The sequence below is a fragment of the Corallococcus sp. AB038B genome, from assembly GCF_003668955.1.
Taxonomy (GTDB): Bacteria; Myxococcota; Myxococcia; order Myxococcales; family Myxococcaceae; genus Corallococcus; species Corallococcus exiguus.
In genome coordinates, this window is sequence record NZ_RAWO01000005.1 from 344,743 (window position 1) to 366,889 (window position 22,147).

General features: G+C 70.9%; 20 protein-coding genes and 1 other RNA gene. 17 read left to right on the forward strand and 4 right to left on the reverse strand.

Going from position 1 to position 22,147, the window contains the following annotated elements; translation table 11 throughout:
• The first annotated feature begins 49 nt into the window (after positions 1-49).
• The 9 genes from ftsE to D7Y04_RS22850 all read left to right on the forward strand — a co-directional run bounded on the left by ftsE (position 50) and on the right by D7Y04_RS22850 (position 10,525).
• Positions 50-742, forward strand: coding sequence for a cell division ATP-binding protein FtsE (gene ftsE / locus D7Y04_RS22810; RefSeq protein WP_120599699.1), 693 nt, complete (start codon positions 50-52; stop codon positions 740-742).
• On the forward strand, positions 739-1,641 hold the full coding sequence (locus D7Y04_RS22815) for an ABC transporter permease (RefSeq protein WP_120580666.1): 903 nt from the start codon (positions 739-741) through the stop codon (positions 1,639-1,641). The genes ftsE and D7Y04_RS22815 overlap by 4 nt, the downstream gene beginning before the upstream one ends.
• A complete protein-coding gene (locus tag D7Y04_RS22820; protein ID WP_199749716.1) occupies positions 1,638-2,774 on the forward strand; it encodes a murein hydrolase activator EnvC in 1,137 nt (378 codons plus the stop codon). Before D7Y04_RS22815 ends, D7Y04_RS22820 begins: the two co-directional genes overlap by 4 nt.
• Positions 2,775-2,861: 87 nt before the next feature.
• Positions 2,862-3,722 (forward strand): alpha/beta fold hydrolase, encoded by an 861-nt coding sequence (locus D7Y04_RS22825; RefSeq protein ID WP_120580665.1) that lies wholly within the window; start codon positions 2,862-2,864, stop codon positions 3,720-3,722.
• Positions 3,723-3,806: 84 nt separating this feature from the next.
• Positions 3,807-5,153 (forward strand): S41 family peptidase, encoded by a 1,347-nt coding sequence (locus D7Y04_RS22830; protein WP_121760694.1) that lies wholly within the window; start codon positions 3,807-3,809, stop codon positions 5,151-5,153.
• Positions 5,154-5,220: 67 nt separating this feature from the next.
• Complete coding sequence (locus tag D7Y04_RS22835; protein WP_121760695.1) at positions 5,221-7,107, forward strand: PEGA domain-containing protein; 1,887 nt, start codon at positions 5,221-5,223, stop codon at positions 7,105-7,107.
• Positions 7,108-7,109: 2 nt separating this feature from the next.
• A complete protein-coding gene (locus tag D7Y04_RS22840; RefSeq protein ID WP_121760696.1) occupies positions 7,110-7,403 on the forward strand; it encodes a hypothetical protein in 294 nt (97 codons plus the stop codon).
• A gap of 300 nt (positions 7,404-7,703) precedes the next feature.
• Positions 7,704-8,681: a D-alanine--D-alanine ligase gene (locus D7Y04_RS22845; protein ID WP_121760781.1), complete on the forward strand. Its 978-nt coding sequence runs from the start codon at positions 7,704-7,706 to the stop codon at positions 8,679-8,681.
• A 317-nt stretch (positions 8,682-8,998) separates the two neighbouring features.
• The gene (locus D7Y04_RS22850) at positions 8,999-10,525 is read left to right on the forward strand and encodes a cellulose synthase family protein (RefSeq protein WP_120599491.1); all 1,527 of its coding nucleotides are present in this window, start codon (positions 8,999-9,001) and stop codon (positions 10,523-10,525) included.
• A gap of 104 nt (positions 10,526-10,629) precedes the next feature.
• Here D7Y04_RS22850 and D7Y04_RS22855 read toward each other — a convergent pair whose 3' ends face one another.
• On the reverse strand, positions 10,630-11,157 hold the full coding sequence (locus D7Y04_RS22855) for a hypothetical protein (protein ID WP_121760697.1): 528 nt from the start codon (positions 11,155-11,157) through the stop codon (positions 10,630-10,632).
• Positions 11,158-11,240: 83 nt separating this feature from the next.
• On the opposite strand from D7Y04_RS22855, the gene D7Y04_RS22860 reads away from it, so the two are divergent.
• Complete coding sequence (locus tag D7Y04_RS22860) at positions 11,241-12,266, forward strand: PEGA domain-containing protein (protein ID WP_121760698.1); 1,026 nt, start codon at positions 11,241-11,243, stop codon at positions 12,264-12,266.
• Between the two features lie 54 nt (positions 12,267-12,320).
• On the opposite strand, the gene D7Y04_RS22865 is transcribed toward D7Y04_RS22860, so the two are convergent.
• Complete coding sequence (locus D7Y04_RS22865) at positions 12,321-12,917, reverse strand: hypothetical protein (protein WP_120599494.1); 597 nt, start codon at positions 12,915-12,917, stop codon at positions 12,321-12,323.
• Between the two features lie 50 nt (positions 12,918-12,967).
• On the opposite strand from D7Y04_RS22865, the gene D7Y04_RS22870 reads away from it, so the two are divergent.
• Entirely contained in the window at positions 12,968-14,806 is a 1,839-nt protein-coding gene (locus D7Y04_RS22870) for a M1 family aminopeptidase (protein WP_121760699.1), read from the forward strand.
• A gap of 6 nt (positions 14,807-14,812) precedes the next feature.
• Here the strand turns inward: D7Y04_RS22870 and ftsY are convergent, their stop codons facing one another.
• Positions 14,813-16,369: a signal recognition particle-docking protein FtsY gene (ftsY, locus tag D7Y04_RS22875; RefSeq protein ID WP_121760700.1), complete on the reverse strand. Its 1,557-nt coding sequence runs from the start codon at positions 16,367-16,369 to the stop codon at positions 14,813-14,815.
• A gap of 68 nt (positions 16,370-16,437) precedes the next feature.
• Here ftsY and D7Y04_RS22880 point away from each other — a divergent pair, with 68 nt between their 5' ends.
• Complete coding sequence (locus D7Y04_RS22880) at positions 16,438-17,001, forward strand: hypothetical protein (RefSeq protein ID WP_120579711.1); 564 nt, start codon at positions 16,438-16,440, stop codon at positions 16,999-17,001.
• Between the two features lie 9 nt (positions 17,002-17,010).
• On the opposite strand, the gene rnpB is transcribed toward D7Y04_RS22880, so the two are convergent.
• Positions 17,011-17,404: RNase P RNA component class A (gene rnpB / locus D7Y04_RS22885), an RNA gene on the reverse strand.
• A 162-nt stretch (positions 17,405-17,566) separates the two neighbouring features.
• On the opposite strand from rnpB, the gene D7Y04_RS22890 reads away from it, so the two are divergent.
• The 5 genes from D7Y04_RS22890 to D7Y04_RS22910 all read left to right on the forward strand — a co-directional run bounded on the left by D7Y04_RS22890 (position 17,567) and on the right by D7Y04_RS22910 (position 22,145).
• On the forward strand, positions 17,567-18,016 hold the full coding sequence (locus D7Y04_RS22890) for an AAA family ATPase (protein WP_121760701.1): 450 nt from the start codon (positions 17,567-17,569) through the stop codon (positions 18,014-18,016).
• On the forward strand, positions 18,003-18,770 hold the full coding sequence (locus D7Y04_RS22895; RefSeq protein WP_120600105.1) for a tRNA(His) guanylyltransferase Thg1 family protein: 768 nt from the start codon (positions 18,003-18,005) through the stop codon (positions 18,768-18,770). The genes D7Y04_RS22890 and D7Y04_RS22895 overlap by 14 nt, the downstream gene beginning before the upstream one ends.
• A gap of 119 nt (positions 18,771-18,889) precedes the next feature.
• Positions 18,890-19,627: an SUMF1/EgtB/PvdO family nonheme iron enzyme gene (locus tag D7Y04_RS22900; RefSeq protein WP_158627578.1), complete on the forward strand. Its 738-nt coding sequence runs from the start codon at positions 18,890-18,892 to the stop codon at positions 19,625-19,627.
• 195 nt (positions 19,628-19,822) lie between these two features.
• Complete coding sequence (locus D7Y04_RS22905) at positions 19,823-20,320, forward strand: hypothetical protein (RefSeq protein WP_121760703.1); 498 nt, start codon at positions 19,823-19,825, stop codon at positions 20,318-20,320.
• A 46-nt stretch (positions 20,321-20,366) separates the two neighbouring features.
• Positions 20,367-22,145: an Hsp70 family protein gene (locus tag D7Y04_RS22910; RefSeq protein WP_121760704.1), complete on the forward strand. Its 1,779-nt coding sequence runs from the start codon at positions 20,367-20,369 to the stop codon at positions 22,143-22,145.
• Positions 22,146-22,147: the final 2 nt, after the last annotated feature.

Genomic DNA, 22,147 nt, shown 5'->3' on the forward strand with positions numbered 1-22,147 from the left:
GCTCCGGGGGCGTGGTACGCTGCCCGGAGGGCCTCGCGCTTCTCCGGACATGATCCAGTTCTTCCACGTCTACAAGGCGTATCCCGGCGATCCGCCGGTGTTGCAGGACATCAACCTGAACGTGGAGAAGGGCGAGTTCGTCTTCCTCACCGGCCCGTCCGGCGCCGGGAAGACGACGCTGCTCAAGCTCATCTTCTGCGGGGAGAAGGCCACCAAGGGTCAAATCCTGGTGGGCGGGAAGAACATCGCGCGCATCCGCGAGTCGGCGGTGCCGTACCTGCGGCGCAACATCGGCGTGGTGTTCCAGGACTTCAAGCTGCTGCCCCACCGCAGCGTCGCGGACAACGTGGGCTTCACGCTGGACGTGCTGGGCGTGCCCCGTCCGGAGGGGCGCGAGAAGGTGCACCGGATGCTCAAGCTCGTGGGGCTGGAGCACAAGGCGAACTCGCTGCCCCTGCGGCTGTCGGGTGGAGAGCAGCAGCGCGTGGTGATTGCGCGCGCGCTGGTGAACGACCCCACCATCCTCCTGGCGGACGAGCCCACGGGCAACCTGGACCCGGCGCTCACCGTTGAAATCATGGACCTGCTCACGGACATCAACATCCGGGGCACCACGGTGATGGTGGCCACGCACGACGCCACGCTCCTGTCGCGCTACCAGAAGCGCACGGTGCGCCTGGAGCGCGGGCTCATCGTCTCCGACGAGGACGGCGTCAAGGCGGCGCGGCGGATGCTGGTATGAGCGTGCTGTCGAAGGTGGCCTACTTCTGGCGCTCGGCGGCCGGGGGGCTGAAGCACGCGCCCTTCGTGCACTTCATCGCCGTGTCCACCATCGCCATCGCGCTGTTCGCGGCGGGGCTGGCGCGGGGCGCGTCGCATGTGGTGGACAACCTGCTCGCGTCGCTGGGCGGCGAGGTGGAGGTGACGCTCTACCTGGCGCCGCAGCTGGGCGAGGATGAGGTGCACGGCGTCCACACGCGCGTGGTGGAGCTGAGCCACGGCGAGGTGACGGTGGTGCCGCCGGAAGCGGCGCTGAAGCGGCTCAAGCAGGAGCTGGGCGACCTGGGCGAGGCGCTGTCGGAGCTGCCGGAGAACCCGCTGCCCGCGACGCTGGAGCTGCGCGTGCCGGAGGCGCGCCGTTCTCCCGCGGCGCTGTCGGCCCTGGCCAAGGAGCTGCGCGCGCTGCCGGGTGTCACCGGCGTGGACTACGGCGAGGCCGCGGTGGAGCGCCTGTCCGCCATCGCCCGCGCGCTGAGCTTCGGGGCGCTGGTGGCGCTGGTGGTGGTGCTGGGGACGACCATCGTCATCGTCGCGGCCACGCTCCAGCTGGCCATCTATTCGCGGCGCGAGGAGATTGAAATCCAGAAGCTGGTGGGCGCCACCGACCGCTTCGTGAAGGCGCCGTTCCTCCTGGAGGGACTGCTTCAGGGGCTGTTGGGCGCGCTGGTGGCGGTGGGCGGGCTGTGGCTCTTCGGCCGACTCCTGGGGCCCACGCTGGGCTCGCTCTTCGCGTTCCTCCTGGGGCCGGGCGTGGCCGCGCCGTGGGTGGAGACACGCACCGCGCTGGAGCTGCTCGCGGCCGGCTGCGCGCTGGGCCTGGGCGGCAGCTTCGTCGCGGTGGGGCGCTTCCTGCGCGTATGAGACGGCTCGTCTGGCTCATGGCGCTGCTGGGCGCGAGCGCCGCGTTCGCCCAGCCGGACGAGGAGGCGGAGCGCGCGGCCATCCGCGAGAAGCTGACCGCGCAGCGCGCCACGCTGGCCCTGGTGGAGGCGAAGAAGCTCTCCGTGCTGGAGGGCATGGAGCTGATGGAGGACATGGCCGCCTTCTCCCGCCGCCGCGTGCGCGCGCTGGAGGGCGACCTGAACCTCTTCCGCCGCCGCGTCGCGCTGGCCGAGCGTGAAGAGGCCGTGCTGCGCGAGGCCCTGCGCGCCCAACTGCGCCGGCTGTCCCCGCGCCTGCGCACCCTGTACCGGCTCCAGCGCCGCCGCCCGCTGGAGGTGCTCCTGTCCGCGGACGACTTCGCCGCGCTCATGTGGCGCGCCCGCGCGCTGGAGGCCAGCATGGCGGGCGACCTGGAGCTGCTGCGCACCGTGCAGCACGTGGCGACCCTCCAGCGGCAGGCGACGCTGGAGCTGAAGCGGCTGCACACCTCGCTGTCGCAGCGCGTGGCCTTCCTCCAGCAACAGTCGAAGCAGGCCCAGGCGCAGCAGGAGGCGCTGGAAGAGGTGGTGGGGAAGCTGGCCGGCGAGGCGGAGCTGGCGAAGCGCGCCGTGCGCGAGCTGGAGGGCGCGGACGCGGAGCTCACCCGCATGCTGGTGGACCTGCACGAGGCCCCTGCGACGAGCGGCTTCGGCGCCCTGAAGGGCAAGCTGCCCCGGCCCGTGACGGGCATCGTGGAGGTGGGCTTTGGCCGCGTGGTGAACCCGCGCTTCAACACCGTCACCGTGCAGAAGGGCGTGGACATCCGCGTCGCGGCGGGCACCCCCGTGCACGCGGTGGCCGAGGGCACCGTCGTCTACGCGGGCTGGCTGCGCGGCTACGGCAACCTGCTCATCGTCGACCACGGCGACGACTTCCACACCCTGGTCGCCCACCTCTCGACCATCGCCGTCGCCGTGGGCGCGCGCGTGACTCCGGGCGACGTGGTGGGGGAGGTGGGAGATACCGGCTCCCTCAAGGGCGCCTACCTGTACTTCGAGGTCCGCCGCGCCGGGCAGGCCGTCGACCCCGCCCCCTGGCTGGCCCCCGCCACCGCCGCCGCTCCGACGCCCTGACATTGTCTGTTTGATGCGCTGCGTCCAAGATGCGGAGGCGTTAGAAGGTGCGGGGCAGCGGTCGTTGGTGAGGAAGGAGGCTCTCGCGTGGACCTGATGGGTGGGATGCAGGAAGCGATGCGCCGCGTGCTGGTGGCGCGGGGCGTGGAGTCGGAGACGGTGAACGTGGGTGGGCAGGCGGTGCACCACTACGCGCTGGAAGGGCAGGGCAAGGGTCCGCCGGTGGTGCTGGTGCACGGGCTGGGCGGGTCCGCCAACGGCTTCGGGCGCACGTTCTTCGGGTTGGCGAAGCGCTTCTCCCGCGTGCTCGCGCCGGACCTGCCGGGCCATGGCTTCTCTGGCGAGTACTGCGGCGGCCCCACCTGCGTGCAGGGCCAGTTCGACGTGCTGCGCGCCTACTTCGAGCAGGTGGTGAAGACGCCCGCCCTCGTGGTGGGCAACTCGCTGGGCGGGGCCATGGCCGTCAACCTGGCCTCCGAGCACTCTGCCTGGGTGAAGGCGCTGGCGCTGGTGGCCCCCGCGGGCGCGGAGCTGACGCCGCAGGCGCTGGCGGCGCTGCTGGGGCACTTCGCGGTGAAGTCGAGCGCGGATGTCCGCGCCCTGACGCGCAAGCTCTTCCACCGGCCGCCCCTGGGCGCGCTGCTGCTCGCGCCGGCGCTGAGCAGGCTCTACACGACGCCCACGGTGCAGGCGCTGGCGGCGGATGCGCTCGCGACGCAGGCGAGCATCGCGCCCCAGGCGGTGCGGGATTTGAAGATGCCGGTGCTTTTCCTCTGGGGCGGCAGCGAGCGGCTCCTGCCCCCGGAAATCCTCGCCTGGTACCGGCAGCACCTGCCCGCCCAGGCGGAGGTGCACGTGGTGGAGGGCTTTGGCCACGTGCCGCAGATGGAGCGGCCGGACGCGTTCGTGTCCCACCTGGTGGGCTTCGCGGACCGGGCTCGCCTCTAAGGGCGGGAATCGTCCGGCGGGCCGGGTGTAGACTCGGGGGCCTTGCGACGGCCCCTTCCACCCGACCCCCGAGGACGCGCTCCCGTGACCCGTTTCCCGAAGCCGTGGCGCATGGGATTCGCAGCGCTCCTGCTGTGGGGCGCGCCTGTGCTCGCGCAGAAGCCAGGGGACGCGGCCGGCCGGGAGGAGTCCGCGTACCGCCAACTGGAGTTGTTCGCGCGGGTGCTCTCCTACGTGGAGAACAACTACGTGGAGAGCGTGGACCGCAAGACGCTCGTCCAGGGCGCCATCCAGGGGATGCTCGACACGTTGGATCCGCACACGCTCTTCATGCCCCCGGAGGTGTTCCGGGAGATGAAGATCGACACGTCCGGTGAGTTCGGCGGCCTGGGCATCGAAATCGCGCGCAAGGGCGACCGGTTGGTGGTGGTGGCGCCCATCGACGACACGCCCGCGGCGCGCGCGGGCATCAAGGCCGGGGACGAGCTGCTCGCCATCGACGGGGAGAGCACCCAGGGCATGGACCTGGGCCGCGCGCTCCAGAAGATGCGCGGGCCGGCGGGTGGCCGCGTGCTGCTCACGCTCATGCGCGCGGGCTTCAACGCGCCCCGGGAGCTGGCCATCCTGCGCGACCACATCCGCATCGTGTCCGTGGAGAGTGCGCTCTACGACGGCATCGGTCACGTGAAGGTGAAGAACTTCCAGGACCGCACGGACCAGTCGCTGAAGAAGGAGCTGGACCGGCTGCGCGCGCTCAACGGCGGCAAGGAGCTGGACGGCCTGGTGCTGGACCTGCGCAACAACCCCGGCGGCCTGTTGGACCAGGCCGTGGCCATGAGCGACCGCTTCCTGCCGGGCAACCTGCCCATCGTGTCCACGCGCGGGCGCGACGGCCGCAACGCCTCCGAGGAGAAGAGCCGGGACCGCGACACGGAGAAGGACTACCCGCTGGTGGTGCTCGTCAATGCGGGCAGCGCCTCCGCGTCGGAGATTGTCGCGGGCGCGCTCCAGGACCACGGCCGCGCGGTCATCATGGGCACGCAGACCTTCGGCAAGGGCAGCGTGCAGACCATCATCGAGCTGGAGGACGGCTCCGGCCTGAAGCTCACCATCGCGCGCTACTACACGCCCAAGGGCCGCAGCATCCAGGAGAAGGGCATCACCCCGGACTTCCTGGTGCCGGAGGATTCCACAGGGAAGCCGGGGACTGACGCACCCCGGGAGAAGGACCTGCGGGGCCACTTCAAGGCGGAGCCGTCCCAGACGACGTCGGAGGTCGCCGCCCATCCCCGGACCCTGCCCGCGAACCTGAAGGACTGGGCGGTGACGGCGAAGCTCGCGGATCCACAGCTGAAGGTCGCGCTCAACTACCTCCATGGGTTGGCGCCAGGGCCCGCGTCCCGGGCCTCTGGGAGCACCGCGGGTCGCTGAAACCCCTTTCGAGGCTGGCGTTCCGCCTCGCAGTGCGTGTAATGCGCACAGCAACGAGGGAGACCGGATGCGACGTCCTTTCAATCGCGCGCTGCACGCGACGCTCAGTGGCTGGCTGGTGGGAATGCTGGCCGTGGGCCCCGCGGCCGCGCAGCAGCAACACGTACCGCTGCGGCTGATGCCGCGAACGCTGTCGACGGCGGCGGGCCCCCGCGTGGCGGTGGTGGCCATTCCCGTGGATGCCTCGCTGGAGGGTGAGGCGCTGGCGCTGACGCACTGGGCGGAGCAGGCCGTGGCCCGCTCCGGCCGGATGGAGCTGGTGCGTCTGTCGGACGCGCTGGACGCCCAGGGCGCGACCGCGCGCCAGACGAAGGCGGTGGAGGGCAACGCCGCGTTCAAGGACGGCGCCAAGGCCTACGACGAACTGGACACCGTGAAGGCGCTCCAGAGCTTCGACAAGGCGGTGAAGGCCTACGAGCAGGCGGACCTGTCGCGCGCGTTCCCGCTGCTCAGCCGCGCGCGGGTGATGAAGGCCGCGACGCAGGTGGCCAACGGGGAGAACAAGGCGGCGGAGCTGGAGATGCGCGGCGTGCTCGCGGTGGATCCGCGCGCCACCTTCAACCCCAACTTCTTCCCGCCCGAGGAAGTCGCCTTCGTGGAGAAGGAGCGCAAGTCGCAGCTGGAGGGCGCGCAGGCCACGCTGAACGTGAGCTCGCAGCCCGCCAACGCGCAGGTGTTCGTGGACGGCACCTACCGGGGCGTGTCCCCGCTGGCGCTCTCCGGCCTGACGCGCGCGGACCACTACGTGACGCTGGTGGCGCCGGGCTATGCCGTGACGGAAGGCCGGGCTCGCGAGGGCGAGTCCTCCTTCACGCTCGCGAAGCTGCCGGTGCAGCAGCGCTACGCGGCGCTCGTGGAGCGCATCGCGAAGAACGCCGACGACGAGGAGCGGGACCAGGCGCTGCAGGAGCTGGGCGTGCTCGCGGACGTGCCGCAGGTGCTGGCGCTGCTGGTGCGAGGCGGTCCGGGCAACGCGCCCCTGACCGTCACCGGTCTGCGCATGGACGTGGCGGACGGCCACAACCTGGCGTACGCGATGGGCCAGGTGCCGCGCGGTGACGCGATGGCCACGGGCTCCGAGGCGCTGCTGACGGGGCTTGTCGGCCAGGACGCGGCGCGCGTCGACGGCAAGCCGGTGAAGCACTTCGCTGGCGGTGGAGGCGTGAGCCGCAAGACCGCGGGCTACGTGCTGCTGGCCACGGGCGTGGCGCTCCTGGCGGGCGGCATCTACTTCGGCCTGGAGGCCTCCTCCAAGTCGGACGCCTTCAAGACCGCGCCGCAGGGCAGCACGCGCGCGGAGGACCTGAAGAGCACCGGCAAGACGTACGCGCTGGTGGCGGACATCGGCGTGCTGGCGGGCCTGGTGTCCGCGGGCGCCGGCAGCTACCTGGCGTTCTACAAGAAGGGTGGGGGTTCGTCGTCCAGCGCCCCCGCGAGCCCCCCGCCGGAGAAGGCCGCGCCGGCCCGCGAAGAGAAGCCCATGAAGGAGGCGCTGCCCATGCCGCCGCCTCCGCCCGCCGCCAAGACGGAGCCCGCCCCCAAGGCGAACGCCACGTCCACGCCCACGCCCGCCACCGAGCCGGCTCCGGCGAACAATCCCCCTCCCCCTGTCTTCGATCCGCCCCCGCAGCCGCCGCCCGCGCCGCCCGCGAAGAAGCTGACGCGCAAGGAGCGTGAGGCCGAGGCGAAGCGCCAGCGCGCGGAGGAGGCCCGCCTCAAGCGCGAGGAGGAGCAGCGCAAGAAGGACGAGGAGGAACAGCGCAAGAAGGACGAAGAGGCGAAGCGCAAGGCGGACGAAGAGGCCAAGCGCAAGGCGGACGAAGAGGCCAAGCGCAAGCGCGAGGAAGAGAAGAAGCGCCCCAAGCTCGACGAAGACGATCTCCGGAACTACTAGCCATGCGCCGCCTTTCATCGCTCATCGTTCCCTCGGCCCTCGCCCTGGGCCTGTCCGCCTGCAGCCTGCTCGTCAGCTTCGACCCCGAAGGACAGCCCTGCGACCGTGGCCAGTGCCTGGAGGGCTACATCTGCCGCAACGAGGTCTGCACCTCCGAGGACGGCACCCCCACCGACGCCGGCACGTCCGACGCCGGTACCAGTGACGCCGGCACCACCGACGCCGGTGATGGCACGGACGCCGGCCTCACGGATGGCGGTCTGCTGACCGACGGCGGCGCCCGCGACGGGGGCTGAAATCCCCTCGCCGGGCCTGACGTCACCGGCCACCGTGCCGGTGACGGGGGCCTGATGCCGTTGTGCCGCCGCGCCTTTGAGTCCCTGTCTCCAGGGGGCCAGGGCGCGGCGCCCTGTAAACACTCCCGCACGTGGCCACCGGGCCGCGCCGTGTCCCGCCGGACACGGCTGCCTGCCGCCTGGCACCACCGCGAAACCCCTGTCATTCCAGTCACTTGAACGCGACGTCCGCGCCGGGAAGCACTTCCGGTGCGTGGCATCATCCGTGCTCTGACGCGGGCCCAAGGAGGCATCATCGACATGGGCAAGCGCGTGGGAGTGCTGATGGGCGGGTGGGGCGAGGAGCGGGAGATTTCGCTCAAGACGGGGGAGGCCGTGGTGGCGGCCCTGGAGACCCTGGGGCACACCGTCACCCGCGTCTTCGCGGGCCCGGGCCTGGACCGGGCGCTGCGCGCGGCGGACATCGACGTGGCCTTCCTCGCGCTGCACGGCCGCATGGGCGAGGACGGCCGCGTGCAGGGCCTGCTGGAGCTGCTGGAGATTCCGTACACCGGCTCCGGCGTGCTGGCCTCCGCGCTGGCCATGGACAAGCCCATGGCGAAGAAGCTCTTCCAACTGCACAACCTGGCCTCACCCATGGGCTACCGGGTGGCCCGCGAGGACGCGGAGCGCGCGCTGGAGCTGCACGGCGACAGTGGCTTCCCCTGCGTGGTGAAGCCCTCGAAGGGCGGCTCGTCCGTGGGCCTGTCCGTGCTGCACGACGCCGGGGCGCTGGTGCCCGCCGTGGTCCAGGCGTGCCGCTTCGGCGGTGAGGCCCTGGTGGAGCGCTTCGTCCAGGGCCAGGAGGTGACGGTGGGCATCCTCGGCGACAGCGTGCTGGGCAGCTGCGAGGTGTCCTACCCGCGCGAGGGCTTCGACTACGAGGCCAAGTACAAGGGCGGCGGCGCCCAGTACTTCCTCCCGCCCCGCCTGTCCGACACCCGCCGCGTCAACGTGGAGTCGCTCGCGCTCGCCGCGTACCGCGCCCTGGGCTGCCGGGGCTACGGCCGCGTGGACCTGATGTGCTCCGACACGGAGAACGACGTGGTGCTGGAGGTGAACACCCTGCCGGGCTTCACGCCCGTAAGCCTCCTGCCGAAGATCGCCGCCCGCGCAGGCCTGGACTTCCCCGCGCTGGTGCAGGGCGTGCTGGACCGCGCCACCCGCGACGAGTCCCATGTCGCGGAGGCCGCGCCCCTCGCGCCTACGGCTCCCGTGCCCCTGCGCGTCGCACGCTAGGTCCTCTGCCGCTCAGAGCACCTGGGACGTCGTCTCGGCATCGCCCCGACGCAGGGAAGCAGAGGGTGACAACCTGCGTCAAAACCGCCGTTCAGAGCCTCTCGAATCCGGGGAATAGTTTGACACGACCCGGGTCGCTCCCTATTGTCCGCCGGCGATCAGTAGCCGGAAGGTCAAAGCCCAGTCTTTTCGGGCACATACGGGGCGGGGCTCAGCAGACCCACAGGCGGCGGTCAGCGTGAGCAGTCGGTCGGCATGCCGCCACGTCTGGTAGGACCGCTGGCGCCAGTGCCAGCGGGAGGGGCTGAGCGTCACCGATGACCACCGTTGAGATCATCTTCCTGGCAGTCTACTTCAGCTTGCTGAGCGTGCTGGGAGTCTACGGCTCCCACCGCTACCGCATGGCGTTTTTGTATTACCGCCACAAGTTCAAGCTGCCGACGCCCAACGGCACGCTGAAGGCGCTGCCCAAGGTCACCATCCAGCTGCCCATCTTCAACGAGATGTACGTGGTGGAGCGCCTGGTGGAGTCGGTGTGCCGCATCGACTACCCGCGCGAGCTGCTGGAGATCCAGCTGCTGGACGACTCCACGGACGAGACGTGCGGTATCGCGCGTGCGTGCGTGGAGCGCCACCGTCAGAAGGGCCACGACATCGTCTACATCCACCGCGTCAACCGCCAGGGCTTCAAGGCGGGCGCGCTGGAGAACGGCCTCAAGCTGGCCTCGGGCGAGTACGTGGCGGTGTTCGACGCGGACTTCGTGCCCAGCCCCGACTTCCTGATGCGCACGGTGCCCTTCTTCGCGGACGCGAAGGTGGGCATGGTGCAGGTGCGCTGGGGCCACCTGAACCGTGAGTTCTCCATCCTCACGCAGGCGCAGAGCATCTTCCTGGACGGCCACTTCATCATCGAGCACACCGCGCGCAACCGCGCCGGCTGCTTCTTCAACTTCAACGGCACCGCGGGCATCTGGCGCCGCGCGACCATTGGCGACGCGGGCGGCTGGCAGCACGACACGCTCACGGAAGACCTGGACCTGTCCTACCGCGCCCAGCTGAAGGGCTGGCAGTTCATCTTCCTGCCGGAGGTCATCTCCCCGGCGGAGGTGCCGGTGGACATGAACGCCTTCAAGAGCCAGCAGCACCGCTGGGCCAAGGGCTCCATCCAGACGGCGAAGAAGCTGCTGCCCACCATCCTCAAGAGCGACCTGCCGCTCCTGGTGAAGCGCGAGGCCTTCTTCCACCTCACCAACAACATGGCCTACCTGTTGATGGTGCTCCTGTCCGTGCTGATGCCCATCAGCATGGTGGTGCGCTTCCAGCACGGCCTGTACGGCACGCTGTTCCTGGACCTGCCGTTCTTCATCACCGCGACGGCCAGCGTCTGCGTCTTCTACGTGGCCGCCCAGCGCGAGCGCGGCGTGAAGGGCTGGGAGCGCTTCAAGTACCTGCCCTTCCTGATGAGCCTGGGCATCGGCCTGGCCATCAACAACGCGAAGGCCGTGGGCGAGGCGCTGCTCAACCAGCAGTCGGGGTTCGCGCGCACGCCGAAGACGGGCGCCGAGGGCAAGAACGTCAAGGCCGTGAAGAAGAGCTACCGGGGCAGCAAGACGCTGATGCCGGTGGTGGAGCTGCTCTTCGCCGCGTACTTCACCGGGGCGCTGTGGTTCGCCATCGACTCGCGCATCTACACGTCGGTGCCCTTCATCATCCTGTTCCTGGCGGGCTTCCTCTACGTGGGCATGTCCAGCCTGATGCAGGGTCTGGCGGGCCGCCGGACGAAGGTGCCGGACGCCGCCCCCGCGGTGACGTCCTCCGAGGAACAGCCGCGTCAGGCGGCCTGAGCCGTTCACACCGCTTCCGCTGTTCACCTCGCGCCGCCGCTTCCCTCCTGGACTCCAGGCGGGGAGGGCGGCGCGGTGCTTTTCCGGCTTATGGCTCGGGGGGCCTACAGGCCCGCGTCGGGCGCGCCTCGCAGCAGCACCTGTTCCTGGCGCACGGGCGCGGGGCCGGAGGTCGCGGGACGGCAGCCCTCGTCGATGGCGGTGCTGGACGCGGCCCTCAGCGTGAGGCCGGCGTTGGTGCAGGCCACGGCCTCCGTGGGGAAGGCGACGGGGCAGGGCGTCCCGGAGGCGCTGAAGCCGGTGGCGCGCGTCTCGCCCACGAAGCCCTCGGGTGTCCGGGTGAGGACGATTCCCACGGAGCCCGCGTCCGGGGACTCCACGCCGCCGTCCGCCCACGCGCGCACCACCGCGAGCGACAGGGTGCGGCCGTCATCCTGACCCAGGTAGCGGAAGGCCGGGTTCTGCGCGTGGTGGTAGTCGCCGGACAGGTCCTTCTCACAGCCGGGCGGCACGTGGATGGGCGGCGGCAGGGAGGCGGCGTGGGTCTCCACCCGGGGTGGGGCCTTGCCCGGACAGGCCGCGAGCGAGAGGACACAGAGGCCAAGGGGGAGGGTGACGAGGGCGCGGTGCATGGGGCGCGGATATTCTCCCAACGGACGTCCCGGTGGGACGGTGTTTGCTTCCCCTGGGATGACTCTCTAACCTTCGGCCCGACATGAGTCTTCGCCGCTTCGCCATCCTGTCGCTCGTCGCCACCCTGGCCCTGCCGTCCGCGGCGTTCGCCCAGGACATTGATGATCTCCTGGGCCCCTCGGAGACGAAGCCCACGAAGTCCAAGGGCACCAAGACCAAGCCCGCGAAGCCGCCGAAGCCGACGGCCAAGCGCAAGACGCCGCCCAAGAAGGAGAAGGTTGGCGCGCGCAAGGGCAAGACGGGCAAGAACGCCGCCACGGCCACCGTCGAGGACCCGGTCCCCGCGAAGGCCACGCTCGCGCTCAAGCTGGGCAGCAACGCGCGCGGCGCGAAGGTGATGGTGGACGGCGAGGAAGTGAACCCGCAGACGCCGCTGGAGCTGACGCCGGGGGAGCACACCGTCATCGCCCGCCGTCAGAACTATTCGGAATTCAACCAGCAGGTGACGCTGGCGCCGGGGCTGACCACGGAGCTGATCATCTCGCTGGAAGCGGCCACGGGCTTCGCCACCCTGCGCGCGGACGTGCCCCGCGTGGGGGTGTACGTGGACGGGACGCGCGTGGGCACCACCAACATGGAGAACTACCCCCTTTCGCAGGGGCCTCACGTCATCGAGTTCCGCGCGCCGGGGCTCAAGGACGTGAAGAACATCACCGTGCGCGCCGGCCAGCTCTATGTCGTGGAGGGGCGGCTGCGTCCCTCCTCGGATGTCCCGACGGCGGTGGCTCAGGCGGACGATGCGCCGCGCTCGACGGTGCTGGAGCCCTCGAAGCCCGCGGAGCCGCCGGTGGACCAGCCGGGTCTGGCGCTGGGCACCGAGCAGCCGCCGGAGGTGAAGGAGAGCACCAGCAAGTCCTGGTACCAGAAGTGGTACGTCTGGGTGGGCGTGGGCGTGGTGGCCGCCGCCGCGGCGGGCGCTGGCGCCTACGCGGTGACCCGGGGCCCCGCGGAGCTCACCCCGAACGAAGTGTGCGGCGGGACGTGTGACGGCGACATCGGGTTCTCGGGCCTGCGCCCGGCGATGCCCGCGAACGGCATGCGCTTCTGACGACGCGCGGGGCGGACGTCCGCGTCCGCCCCTGCTTCAGAGCCTCGGGGCCGCTCAGTGGCCCCGCAGGTCGTCCTCGGCGCGGCCCGCGCCGGGTTCCAGCCGCAGGAAGACGTTCGTCACGCGTCCCACGCCCCAGTAGTCCAGCGCGGTGGCGCGGAGGCGGAAGGGTTCGGACTCCGGCAGCAGGCCGCTGAGGTCCACTTCGTTGGCCTCGAAGCTGAAGGCGCGGCGGCCCACGTTGTCCACCTGCTCGTTGCCGACGAAGACGCTGTCCGCGAAGCCCACGGCGGCGCGGCGCGACACCTTCCCCTTCGTGTCCAGCACCTCCAGCAGGAGGAAGTTGTCCACGGCGAAGCCCTGCTTGCAGTCCGCGTCCCCGCACAGGCTCGCCTTGGCGCCGTCCAGCAGCAGCTGAGGCGTCTCCCCGGTGGCGACGACGCGCGGCGTGCGCTCGCCCTCGCGGGTGTCCACCTCCACGTCCTCGCGCCGCTGCTCCAGGCGGGCCGTCTCGCGCTCCGGCGTGGAGGTCAGCAACTGGACCGAGCGCGGTTGGGGCGGCGCGGCGGCGGTGGACGGGGGAACCTGCTTCGCGCAGGCCAGGAGGCTCAGCGCGGCGGCGGAGAGGGTCAACGTTCGCGAGTGGCGCACCCGGAGGCTTGTAGCGAGCGGCCCTGGACGGGGTCAATTAGCATGCCCCCATGCGGACCTTCCCCGGATGGTGGCTGCTGTGCGCGCTGGCCGCGGGCCCCGTGGTCGCGGCGACACCTCCCGCCCCCGCCGCTCCCGCCATCCCGGGCGCGGGCAGCGTGGCGCCGGAGGTGCAGCTGTGCCTCCAGCACCTGAGGCCGGAGGAGCGGGACCGGGCCGCGCGGGCGCTGGGGCCGCTGGAGTCCGTGCCGCTCTACCGCGTGCAACTGGAGGTGGAGCCGAAGGAGCGGCGCGTCTGGGGCAAGGTGCAGGTGGAGCTGGTGGCCAAGGGCCCCAAGCCGGTGACGGAGCTGTACCTGCGGCTGACGCCCAACACCCGCTCCCGCCAGGTGACGCTCTCCGGCGCGAAGCTCAATGGGAAGGCCGTGGCGCTGGAGCTGGGACCGGAGCCCACGTTGCAGCGCATCACGGTAGAGCCGCCGGTGCCCCCGGGCGGCACGGTGTCGCTGGAGGTCTCGCTGAAGGGCACGGTGCCCAAGGCGGCGCCGGGCGCGGAGTCGCTGCTGGGCTCGGGCGGGCTTCTGGGCGGCGGCGCGAAGGGGGGCTCGGACGACCACGGGGCCTTCTCCGCCACGGCGGACGTGATGAGCCTGGTGGGCGTGGTGCCGCAGGTGCCTCCCATGGATGACCAGGGTCAGCCGTGGGCCGGCCCGCAGGGCACGGGGGACCTGGCGCTGTACGAGCCCGCGCACGTGCTGGCCACGCTCACGGTGCCGTCAGGCTGGGCTGCGCACACCACCGGGACGCCCATGGGCGCGGTGCCCGAGCGCGACGGCCGGGTGCGCTACAGCTTCGCGGCGGCGGCGGTGCGCGACTTCCCGGTGCTGGTGACGCGCGGCTACCAGTCCGCCACCGCCACGGTGAACGGCGTCACGGTGGAGAGCCACTTCGCGGCGCGGGACGCGGCGGTTGGCAAGCGCGTGCTCAAGTACGCGTCGCAGGCCCTGACGGAGTTCGAGAAGCGGCTGGGCCCGCTGCCCTACACCCACTTCCGTGTGGTGCAGGCGCCCTTGAGCGGCGGCGCGGGCGGCATGGAGTTCCCAGGGCTGGTGACGGTGGGCACGTCCCTCTACCGCGCCAAGCAGGACCCGCTGTCCATGCTGGTGGGCATGCCCGGCATGGAGGCCTTCCAGGAGATGCTGAACGCGCAGGGCGGCGCGGGGATGCTGGCGCAGGTGGGCTCGCAGGTGGGGGCGTCCCTGGAGCGCACGCTGGAGTTCACCGTGGCGCACGAGGTGGCGCACCAGTACTTCGCGGGGCTCGTGGGCTCGGACCCCATCCACGACCCGGTGGTGGATGAGTCCCTGGCGCAGTACGCGGCGCTCCTCTACATGGAATGGGCCCACGGCCCGGAGGCCGCCGAGTCCCTGCGCAACGAGGCCCTGGTGATGCCCTACCAGTTCTTCCGGCTGACGGGCGGCAGCGACGGCCGCGCGGACCGGCCCACGGGCGACTTCGACGGCGGCGAGCTGGAGTACGGCGCGCTCGTGTACGGAAAGGCGCCGCTGTTGCACCACGCGTCGCGCAAGCTGGTGGGGGACAGCGCCTTCCTCAAGGCCCTGCGCGCGTACGTGGACACGTACCGCTTCAAGTGGGCGTGCAAGGCGTGCTTCACGCAGGAGCTGGCGAAGGCGAGCCCCGCGAACGCGAAGGCGCTGACGCAGCTGCGCACGCGCTGGTGGGAGGAGGCCCACGGCGACGAGGACCTGGGCGCGGCGGACCTCCAGGGGTTGATGGAGGCCATGGGCGGCGACATGGGCGGCGTGAAGCTGGACGCCCAGACGCAGCAGCTCTTGGAGCAACTCCTGCCCCAGCTGATGGGGCAGTAGGGCGGTTCAGTCGAACAGCGCCTGCACGAACTCGCGCGGCTCGAAGCGGCGCAGGTCGGCGATCTTCTCGCCCACGCCCACCCAGACCACGGGCAGCTTCAGCTCGTCGCAGATGCCGATGATGACGCCGCCCTTGGCGGTGCCGTCCAGCTTGGTGAGCGCGATGGAGCTGATGCCCACGGCCTCGTGGAACTGCTTGGCCTGCTGGATGGCGTTCTGTCCGTTGGTGGAGTCCAGCACGAGCAGGATTTCATGGGGCGCTCCGGGCAGCGCCTTGTCCATCACGCGCTTGACCTTCTTGAGCTCCTCCATGAGCGGGGCCTTGGTGTGCAGCCGGCCCGCGGTGTCCGCGATGATGACGTCCGCGCCTTCCTCCTTCGCCTTCTTCACCGCCTCGAAGATGACGGCGCTCGGGTCGCCGCCGTCCGGGCCCTTCACCAGCTGGGCGCCCGCACGCTCGGCCCACACGTCCAGCTGCTCCGTGGCGGCAGCGCGGAAGGTGTCACCCGCGGCGAGCACCACCTTCTTGCCCTGGCCGGTGAGCTGCGCGGCCAGCTTGCCGATGGTCGTCGTCTTCCCGGCGCCATTCACGCCCACCACCATCACCACGTGCGGCGGGCCACCGCCCGTAAGCGAACGCGGCACGGGCAGGTCCACCATGCGCGCCACCTCGTCGCGGATGGCGCCCTTGATGCGCTCCGGGTCCTTCAGCTCCGCGCGCTTGAGCTTGTCGCGCGCCACCTCCACCAGGTGGTCCGCGGTGCGCACGCCGATGTCGGCGGTGAAGAGGATCTCCTCCAGCTCCGACAGGACGGAGTCGTCCATGGTGCGCTGTCCGCCGAACAGGCCGTTGAGCCGCGCCATGAAGCCCTGGTTCTTCGTGCGGTCCAGCCCCTGCGCCAGGGTGCGGCCGCCCTCCGCCTCCACCTTGGCGCGCGCCACGGCGGCCTCGGCCTGACGGGCGGCCTCCGCCTGGGCGGCCTCCTGGGCGACGGCCTCATCGCGCAGGCGCACCGCTTCGACCTGCTCCCGCTTGCGGCGCTCGCGCGTCTCGTCGTCGAGCGCCTTCTTGGCGCGGTATTCGACGCGCTTGGCCTCCTCCTCACGCTCCTTGAGGGCGCGGACCTCCGCCTCCAGCCGGGCCTTCTCCGCCGAATCCTTCGCGGCGTGGGCGGCGAACGAGGCCGTCTCGCGCTGGCGGCGCAGCTCGTCCATGCGCGCGTGGGCGTCGTCCAGGTCCCGGCGCCGGGCGAGCTCCGCCTCGTTGGGCGGCAGCTCCACGCGCAGCTCGGGGCGCTCCTCGGGCAGCTGGGGCGCCTCCACCTGGGGCTTCCCGGGGGCTTCCGGCACGCGCTTCCTGCCGAAGAGCTTGCGCGCCGCCACGAGGGCCAGGACGACGAAGAGGGCCGCGCCGCCAATGCCCACCACTTCGCCGCCGGTGAGTCCGGTGTCCGGCGGGGTGCCCGTGCCCGGCTGCGTCGTCCCGCCGCCGGGGGTAGGGGCGGGGGAGGGGGCGGGGGGCGCCTGCGCCAGGAGTGCGTCGAGGGGGCTCGGGGTCTTCATCGCCGCTCCGCATACACCAACGCGCAGTTGGATGCAGCGCCCGTGGCCGGGTAGAACAGGCCTCCGTCATGCGCCTTCCGCCCCTGAACGTCCTGTTGACCGCCTCCGTCCTCCTTGGGACTTCCAGCGCCTGCATCGTGGAGGCCCCCGGTGGGGCCAGCGACCAGGAGCGCCGCGCGGCCACCGTTGCCCAGGTGCCCCCGCTGTCCATCCGCAGCGGCGCCAACCTGGGCGGCAAGGTGGAGGTGGTGGGCGCGTCCGTGCAGCCGGGCCGCATCCCCGTGGGAGACCAGGCGCGCGTCACCGTCTTCTTCAAGGTGCTCCAGCCGATTGAAGAGGACTACCTCGTCTTCGTGCACTTGGAGGACGCGGACGGGCGCATGGAGCGCCTCAACGTGGACCACAAGCCCGCGGGCGGCCTGTACCCCACCACGCAGTGGAAGGTGGGGGAGACGGTGAAGGACGAGTTCGTCATCGCCCTGCCGCAGGGCGCGTCGCCGCGCGCGGTCAACGTGTGGATGGGGTTGTGGGAGCCGCGCAACGACGCACGGCTGCCCATCACCAACCCGGAGGCGGTGCGCAACGACGGCCGGGGGCGCCTGCTGTTGGCGCAGGTCCCCGTGGGCAAGTAACAGGGAAAAAACCGGAGCGGCCCTGTAAGCCGGGTTCTGTCCCCACCCCTTTCGGGATGGGCGGCGAACATTCATCTAGGGCCCTGGTTGCCCAGGGACCTCATCAGCGAGCAACCCGAACGCATGGGACGGGCCATCCCTGTCCCCTTTCGGGGACGCGCTCCTATTGGCTCTTGCTCCAGGTGGGGTTTACCGTGCCGTCCGAGTCACCCCGGACGCGGTGCGCTCTTACCGCACCGTTTCACCCTTACCCGCCCCCTTGCGGGAACGGGCGGTCTGTTTTCTGTGGCACTTTCCTGCGAGTCGCCTCGACTGGCCGTTAGCCAGCACCCTGCCCTCTGGAGCCCGGACTTTCCTCCCGCCATCCATGCCTGCGATGGCCGGCGTTCACCCGGACCGCTCCGGCACTCTGGGGATACAACAGCCAGCCCGGCCGGGTCCACCTTCTGGAAGGGGCGCTGTCGTGTAGCCGCTGGCGGGCGGGCGTCCGGGGGCCTGTCGGGTTTCCCCGCGCCTGAGCGTCTCCAAGTCCCCGCGAGCGGCCTTCGTGGGAGGGAGGGGCGGCATGGAAGCGGTCATCTTCACGGGCATCCAGGGGGCGGGGAAGAGCAGCTTCTACCGGGAGCGCCTCTTCACCACGCACGTCCGCCTGAGCCTGGACATGCTCAAGACGCGGCACCGGGAGAAGGTGCTGCTGCGCGCGTGCCTGGAAGCGAAGCAGCCCTTCGTGGTGGACAACACCAACCCCACGGTGGCGGAGCGCTCTCGCTACATCGCGGCCGCGAAGCAGTTCGGCTTCCGCGTGGTGGGGCTCTACTTCCAGTCGAAGGTCGCGGACGCGCTCCTGCGGAATGATCAGCGCCCGGTGGAGCAGCGGGTGCCGCTGGTGGGCGTGCTCGGGACGTACAAGCGATTGCAGGTCCCCAATCCCGAGGAGGGCTTCGACGCGCTTTTCTTCGTCCGGCTGGGGCCGGACGGTTTCACCGTGGAGGAGTGGCAACGTGAAGTTCGATGAGCTGGACGAGAAGATGCGCGTGTTCGAGACCGCGCACGACCTGTGCGTGCTGCCCGGCGTGTTCATGGTGGCGCGCATCGATGGGCGCGGCTTCACGCGGCTCACGAAGGAGGTGCACGCCTTCGAGAGCCCCTTCGACGTGCGCGTGCGCGACCTGATGGTCGCGACGACCGGGCACCTGATGGACTGCGGCTTCCGGGTCGTCTACGGCTACACGCAGAGCGACGAAATCTCGCTGCTCTTCCACCCGGACGAGGACGCCTTCGGGCGCAAGACGCGCAAGCTCAACTCCATCCTCGCGGGAGAGGCGAGCGCGAAGTTCTCGCTGCTCCTGGGGGACCTGGCCGTGTTCGACTGCCGCATCTGCGAGCTGCCGAACGCGGGGCTCGTGCGCGACTACTTCCGCTGGCGCAACGAGGACGCGGTCCGGAACGCGCTGAACGCGCACTGCTATTGGAGCCTGCGCCGCGAAGGGAAGAATGTGGCGGAGGCCACGAGCATGCTCACGCGCTTGTCGGTGGCGGAGAAGAACGAGCTGCTCTTCCAGCGGGGCGTGAACTTCAACGACGTGCCGAACTGGCAGAAGCGCGGGACGGGGCTCTACCGGGAGACGTACGCGAAGGAGGCCCGCGACCCGAGGACGGGGGAGACGGTCCTCGCGGAGCGCCGCCGCATCAAGGTGGACTACGAGCTGCCGATGAAGGATGCGTACGGCGCCTTCATCCTGTCGTTGCTGGAGGGCGTGGAGCGATAGTCCCCCGGATGACTTCGACTTCCTTCCGGGTCCGTTCGGGCGTCGCCCTCCTTGTGTTCATGGCGGGCTGTGGAACAGCGAAAGAAGGCACGGCTCCACGCAGCTCCCGCGTGGAGCCCGTGCCCCCGCCTGAGTCGGTGTGGTTGCCGGCCGGGCATTTCGAGATGGGCTCACCGGCGGGGGAGCCCGGTCGGGATGTGGACGAAGGGCCCCGGACGGAGGTCGCGTTCGAGCGCTTCCAGATGGACGTGACGCCCGTGACGGCGCGGGCCTTCGCGGCTCGACGTGAGCAGGTGCGCGCGAAGGATCCGCAGGCGCGCTGGTGGAGCGACGCGGAGACCCCGGGTGAGTGGCTCGGCCGCTGCAACCTGGACTCCGAGCGCACGGACCATCCGGTGAACTGCGTGGACTGGCGCGCCGCACGGGCCTACTGCGAGCTCGTGGGGGGTGCACTGCCCACGGAGGCGGAGTGGGAGTACGCCGTGCGTGCCTCGACTGCCTCCGCCTTCTGGTGGGGCGAGTCGTTCGACGCGGAGCACGTGGTCGGCTCGGTGTCGTGCAAGTCGCGAGGCTGCCTTGGCGGCACGGCTCCGGTGGTCCATGCCGGGCCGCGATGCAACGGCTGGGGGCTTTGCGACATGGCCGGGAACGTGTGGCAGTGGACCGCCACCGGCTACCAGGAGCGGCTGGGCGAGGACGCGCCTCCCGAAGCCTCCGGCGTGCCGGAGAAGCCCGTCCACCGTGGGGGCTCCTGGCTCAATCACATGCCTTCCCTGTTCCGGTCCGCGCACCGGGGGCTCGCCTATCCAAAGAATGGCCTGACGGGGGTGGGGTTCCGCTGCGTGCATCGGCCCTGAGCGCACTCAGGGTGTTACGGAACCAGTCTTTCCCGCTTGGTCCGTATGTTCTGGAGGGCGGTGGCCCACGGAGTCGTGAGGCGCTGTCCTACCCGGGGCGGGGGATTGCGCGTGTTCGCCCGGGTGCCGCAGGATTCGCGCGCACGCGCCCGGGTGCCTTCGCGGCACGGCGCGACGGTTTTGAGGGGGAAGCACATGGTCATTTTCGGTTCGAGGCTCTTTGGCAAGGTCGATGAGATTCCAGGCCTGGGCTTCGTCGCGACGAAGTTCGGTCACATCAACTTCGTGCCGCTCATCCCGCTGGAGGGCTGGCTCGTCACGGCGGAGGAGGGCGATGGCTGGCGCGGGCAGGCCATCCCCATGAGCGGCAAGTCCGTGCTCGTGGCGTGGGCGCGCTTCCTGTTCATCGTCGCGGGGCTCATCTCGCTCGTCGTCGGCTTCGTCGCCTTCGGCGATCACGAGCAGACGGACGCCATCGTCCCAGGCGTGCTCGCGCTGTCCTGCATCGCGGGGCTCATCGCTTCGTACAAGTGGAAGTGGGTGACCCACGCATCGCCGGAGCGCGCGATGGAGATCGCTCGCGAGGCGGGGATCGGCGAAGAGGGGCTGGATCAGCTGCGCCGCATGTACGCGGCATCGGAAGCCGCCACCGTCGCCGTGCCCGCGCAGCCGTGGACGCCGCCGGAGTCCTAGTCCGCCGCTCGCGGTCCTTCGCCGAAAGGCCCTGGGTTCACTTCTCATGAGTCACGTCGTTGGCATTGATCTGGGCACCACGCACTCCCTGGTGGCCGCGCTCGACAGCGCGGGCCGTCCCAACCTCCTCACCAACCGGTTGGGGCAGCGCCTCACGCCGTCGGTGGTGGGGCTGGACGCGGAGGGTCGGCTCCACGTGGGCGAGTCCGCGCGAGCGCAGTTGCTCGTGCATCCGGAGCGCACCATCGCGGAGGTGAAGCGGCGCATGGGCCGCGACCTGCCGGTGATGCTCGGGGACCGGCGCTACAGCCCCACGGAGATCTCCGCGCTCATCCTGCGTGCGCTGCGCGAGGACGCGGAGCGGGCGCTGGGCGGCACGGTGACGGAGGCCGTGGTCACGGTGCCCGCCTACTTCAGCGACGCGCAGCGACAGGCGACGAAGGACGCGGGAGAACTGGCGGGGCTCAAGGTGGAGCGGCTGCTCAACGAGCCCACCGCCGCGGCGCTCGCGTACGGCGTGAACCACCTGGACGCCGAGCAGTACGTGCTGGTGTACGACCTGGGCGGCGGCACGTTCGACGTGTCGGTGCTGGAGATGTTCCAGGGCGTGCTGGACGTGAAGGCCTCCGCGGGCAACAACCAGCTGGGAGGCAGTGACTTCGACCAGTCGCTGGCCGCGTGGTTGGGCGCGGAGTTCGAGCGAGCTCACGGCGTGTCGCTGGTTGGGAACCTGGCGGCGCAGGTGCGGCTCAAGGCCGCGGCGGAGGCCGCGAAGATCGCGCTCACGTCCGTGGAGGCCACGCCGGTCATCGTGCCGTTCCTCGCACCGGGCCGGGGTGGCACGCCCGCGTCGCTGGAGGTGGAGGTGACGCGCGCGAGGTTCGAGGCGCTGATCTCAGACCTGGTGCGCTCCACGCTGGAGCCGATGGAGAGCGCGCTGAAGGACGCGAAGCTGGCGAAGAAGTCCATCGCGGAGGTGGTGCTGGTGGGCGGAAGCTCGCGCGTGCCGTTGGTGCGCCGGCTGGTCGCCGAGTACTTCGGGCGCGAGCCTCGCGACGGCGTGCACCCCGACGAGGCGGTGGCGCTGGGCGCCGCGTTGCAGGCGGGGCTGAAGACGGGCGCGGTGAGCGCCGCGCACGGCATCATGATCACCGACGTGTGTCCCTTCACGCTGGGCGTGGAGGTGCAGGCGTCGGTGGGGCGCGAGCGGGTGGGCGGGGTCTTCTCGCCGCTCATTCCGCGCAACACGACGGTGCCGGTGTCGCGCACGGAGACCTTCGCGACGACGGCGGACGGGCAGCGCGCGGTGGAGATCCGCGTGTTCCAGGGCGAGGCCCGGCTGGTGAAGGACAACCTGCTGCTGGACGCGTACACGGTGGAGGGCGTGCCACCCGGGCGCGCGGGGTCGGAGAAGGTCGCGGTCACGTTCACGTACGACATCAACGGCATCCTCGACGTGACGACGCGGGTGGTCTCCACGGGCAAGGAGGCCACGCTGGTGGTGGACAAGCGCTCGCAGCGCCTGGGGCCGGAGCAGCGACTGGAGGCGAAGGAGCGATTGGCTCGCGAGTGGGGCGCGGCCCCTGTGTCGGCAACGCCGTTGTCCGCACCCGTGTCCGTGGCTCCGCCCGCGGTGTCTCCGGATGCCGACGCGGACGCATTGTTGAACGCGGCGACTGAACGGATCGCGACCGCGCCAGCGAACGTGCGTCCCCGGCTGGAGTCGCTGTGCAACGCCTTGCGTGAGGCCCGTGCGAAGGGTGACCGGGGTGCCGCGGCCCGCCTGGACGCAGAACTCACGGACCTGCTGTTCGACCTGGGCTGAGC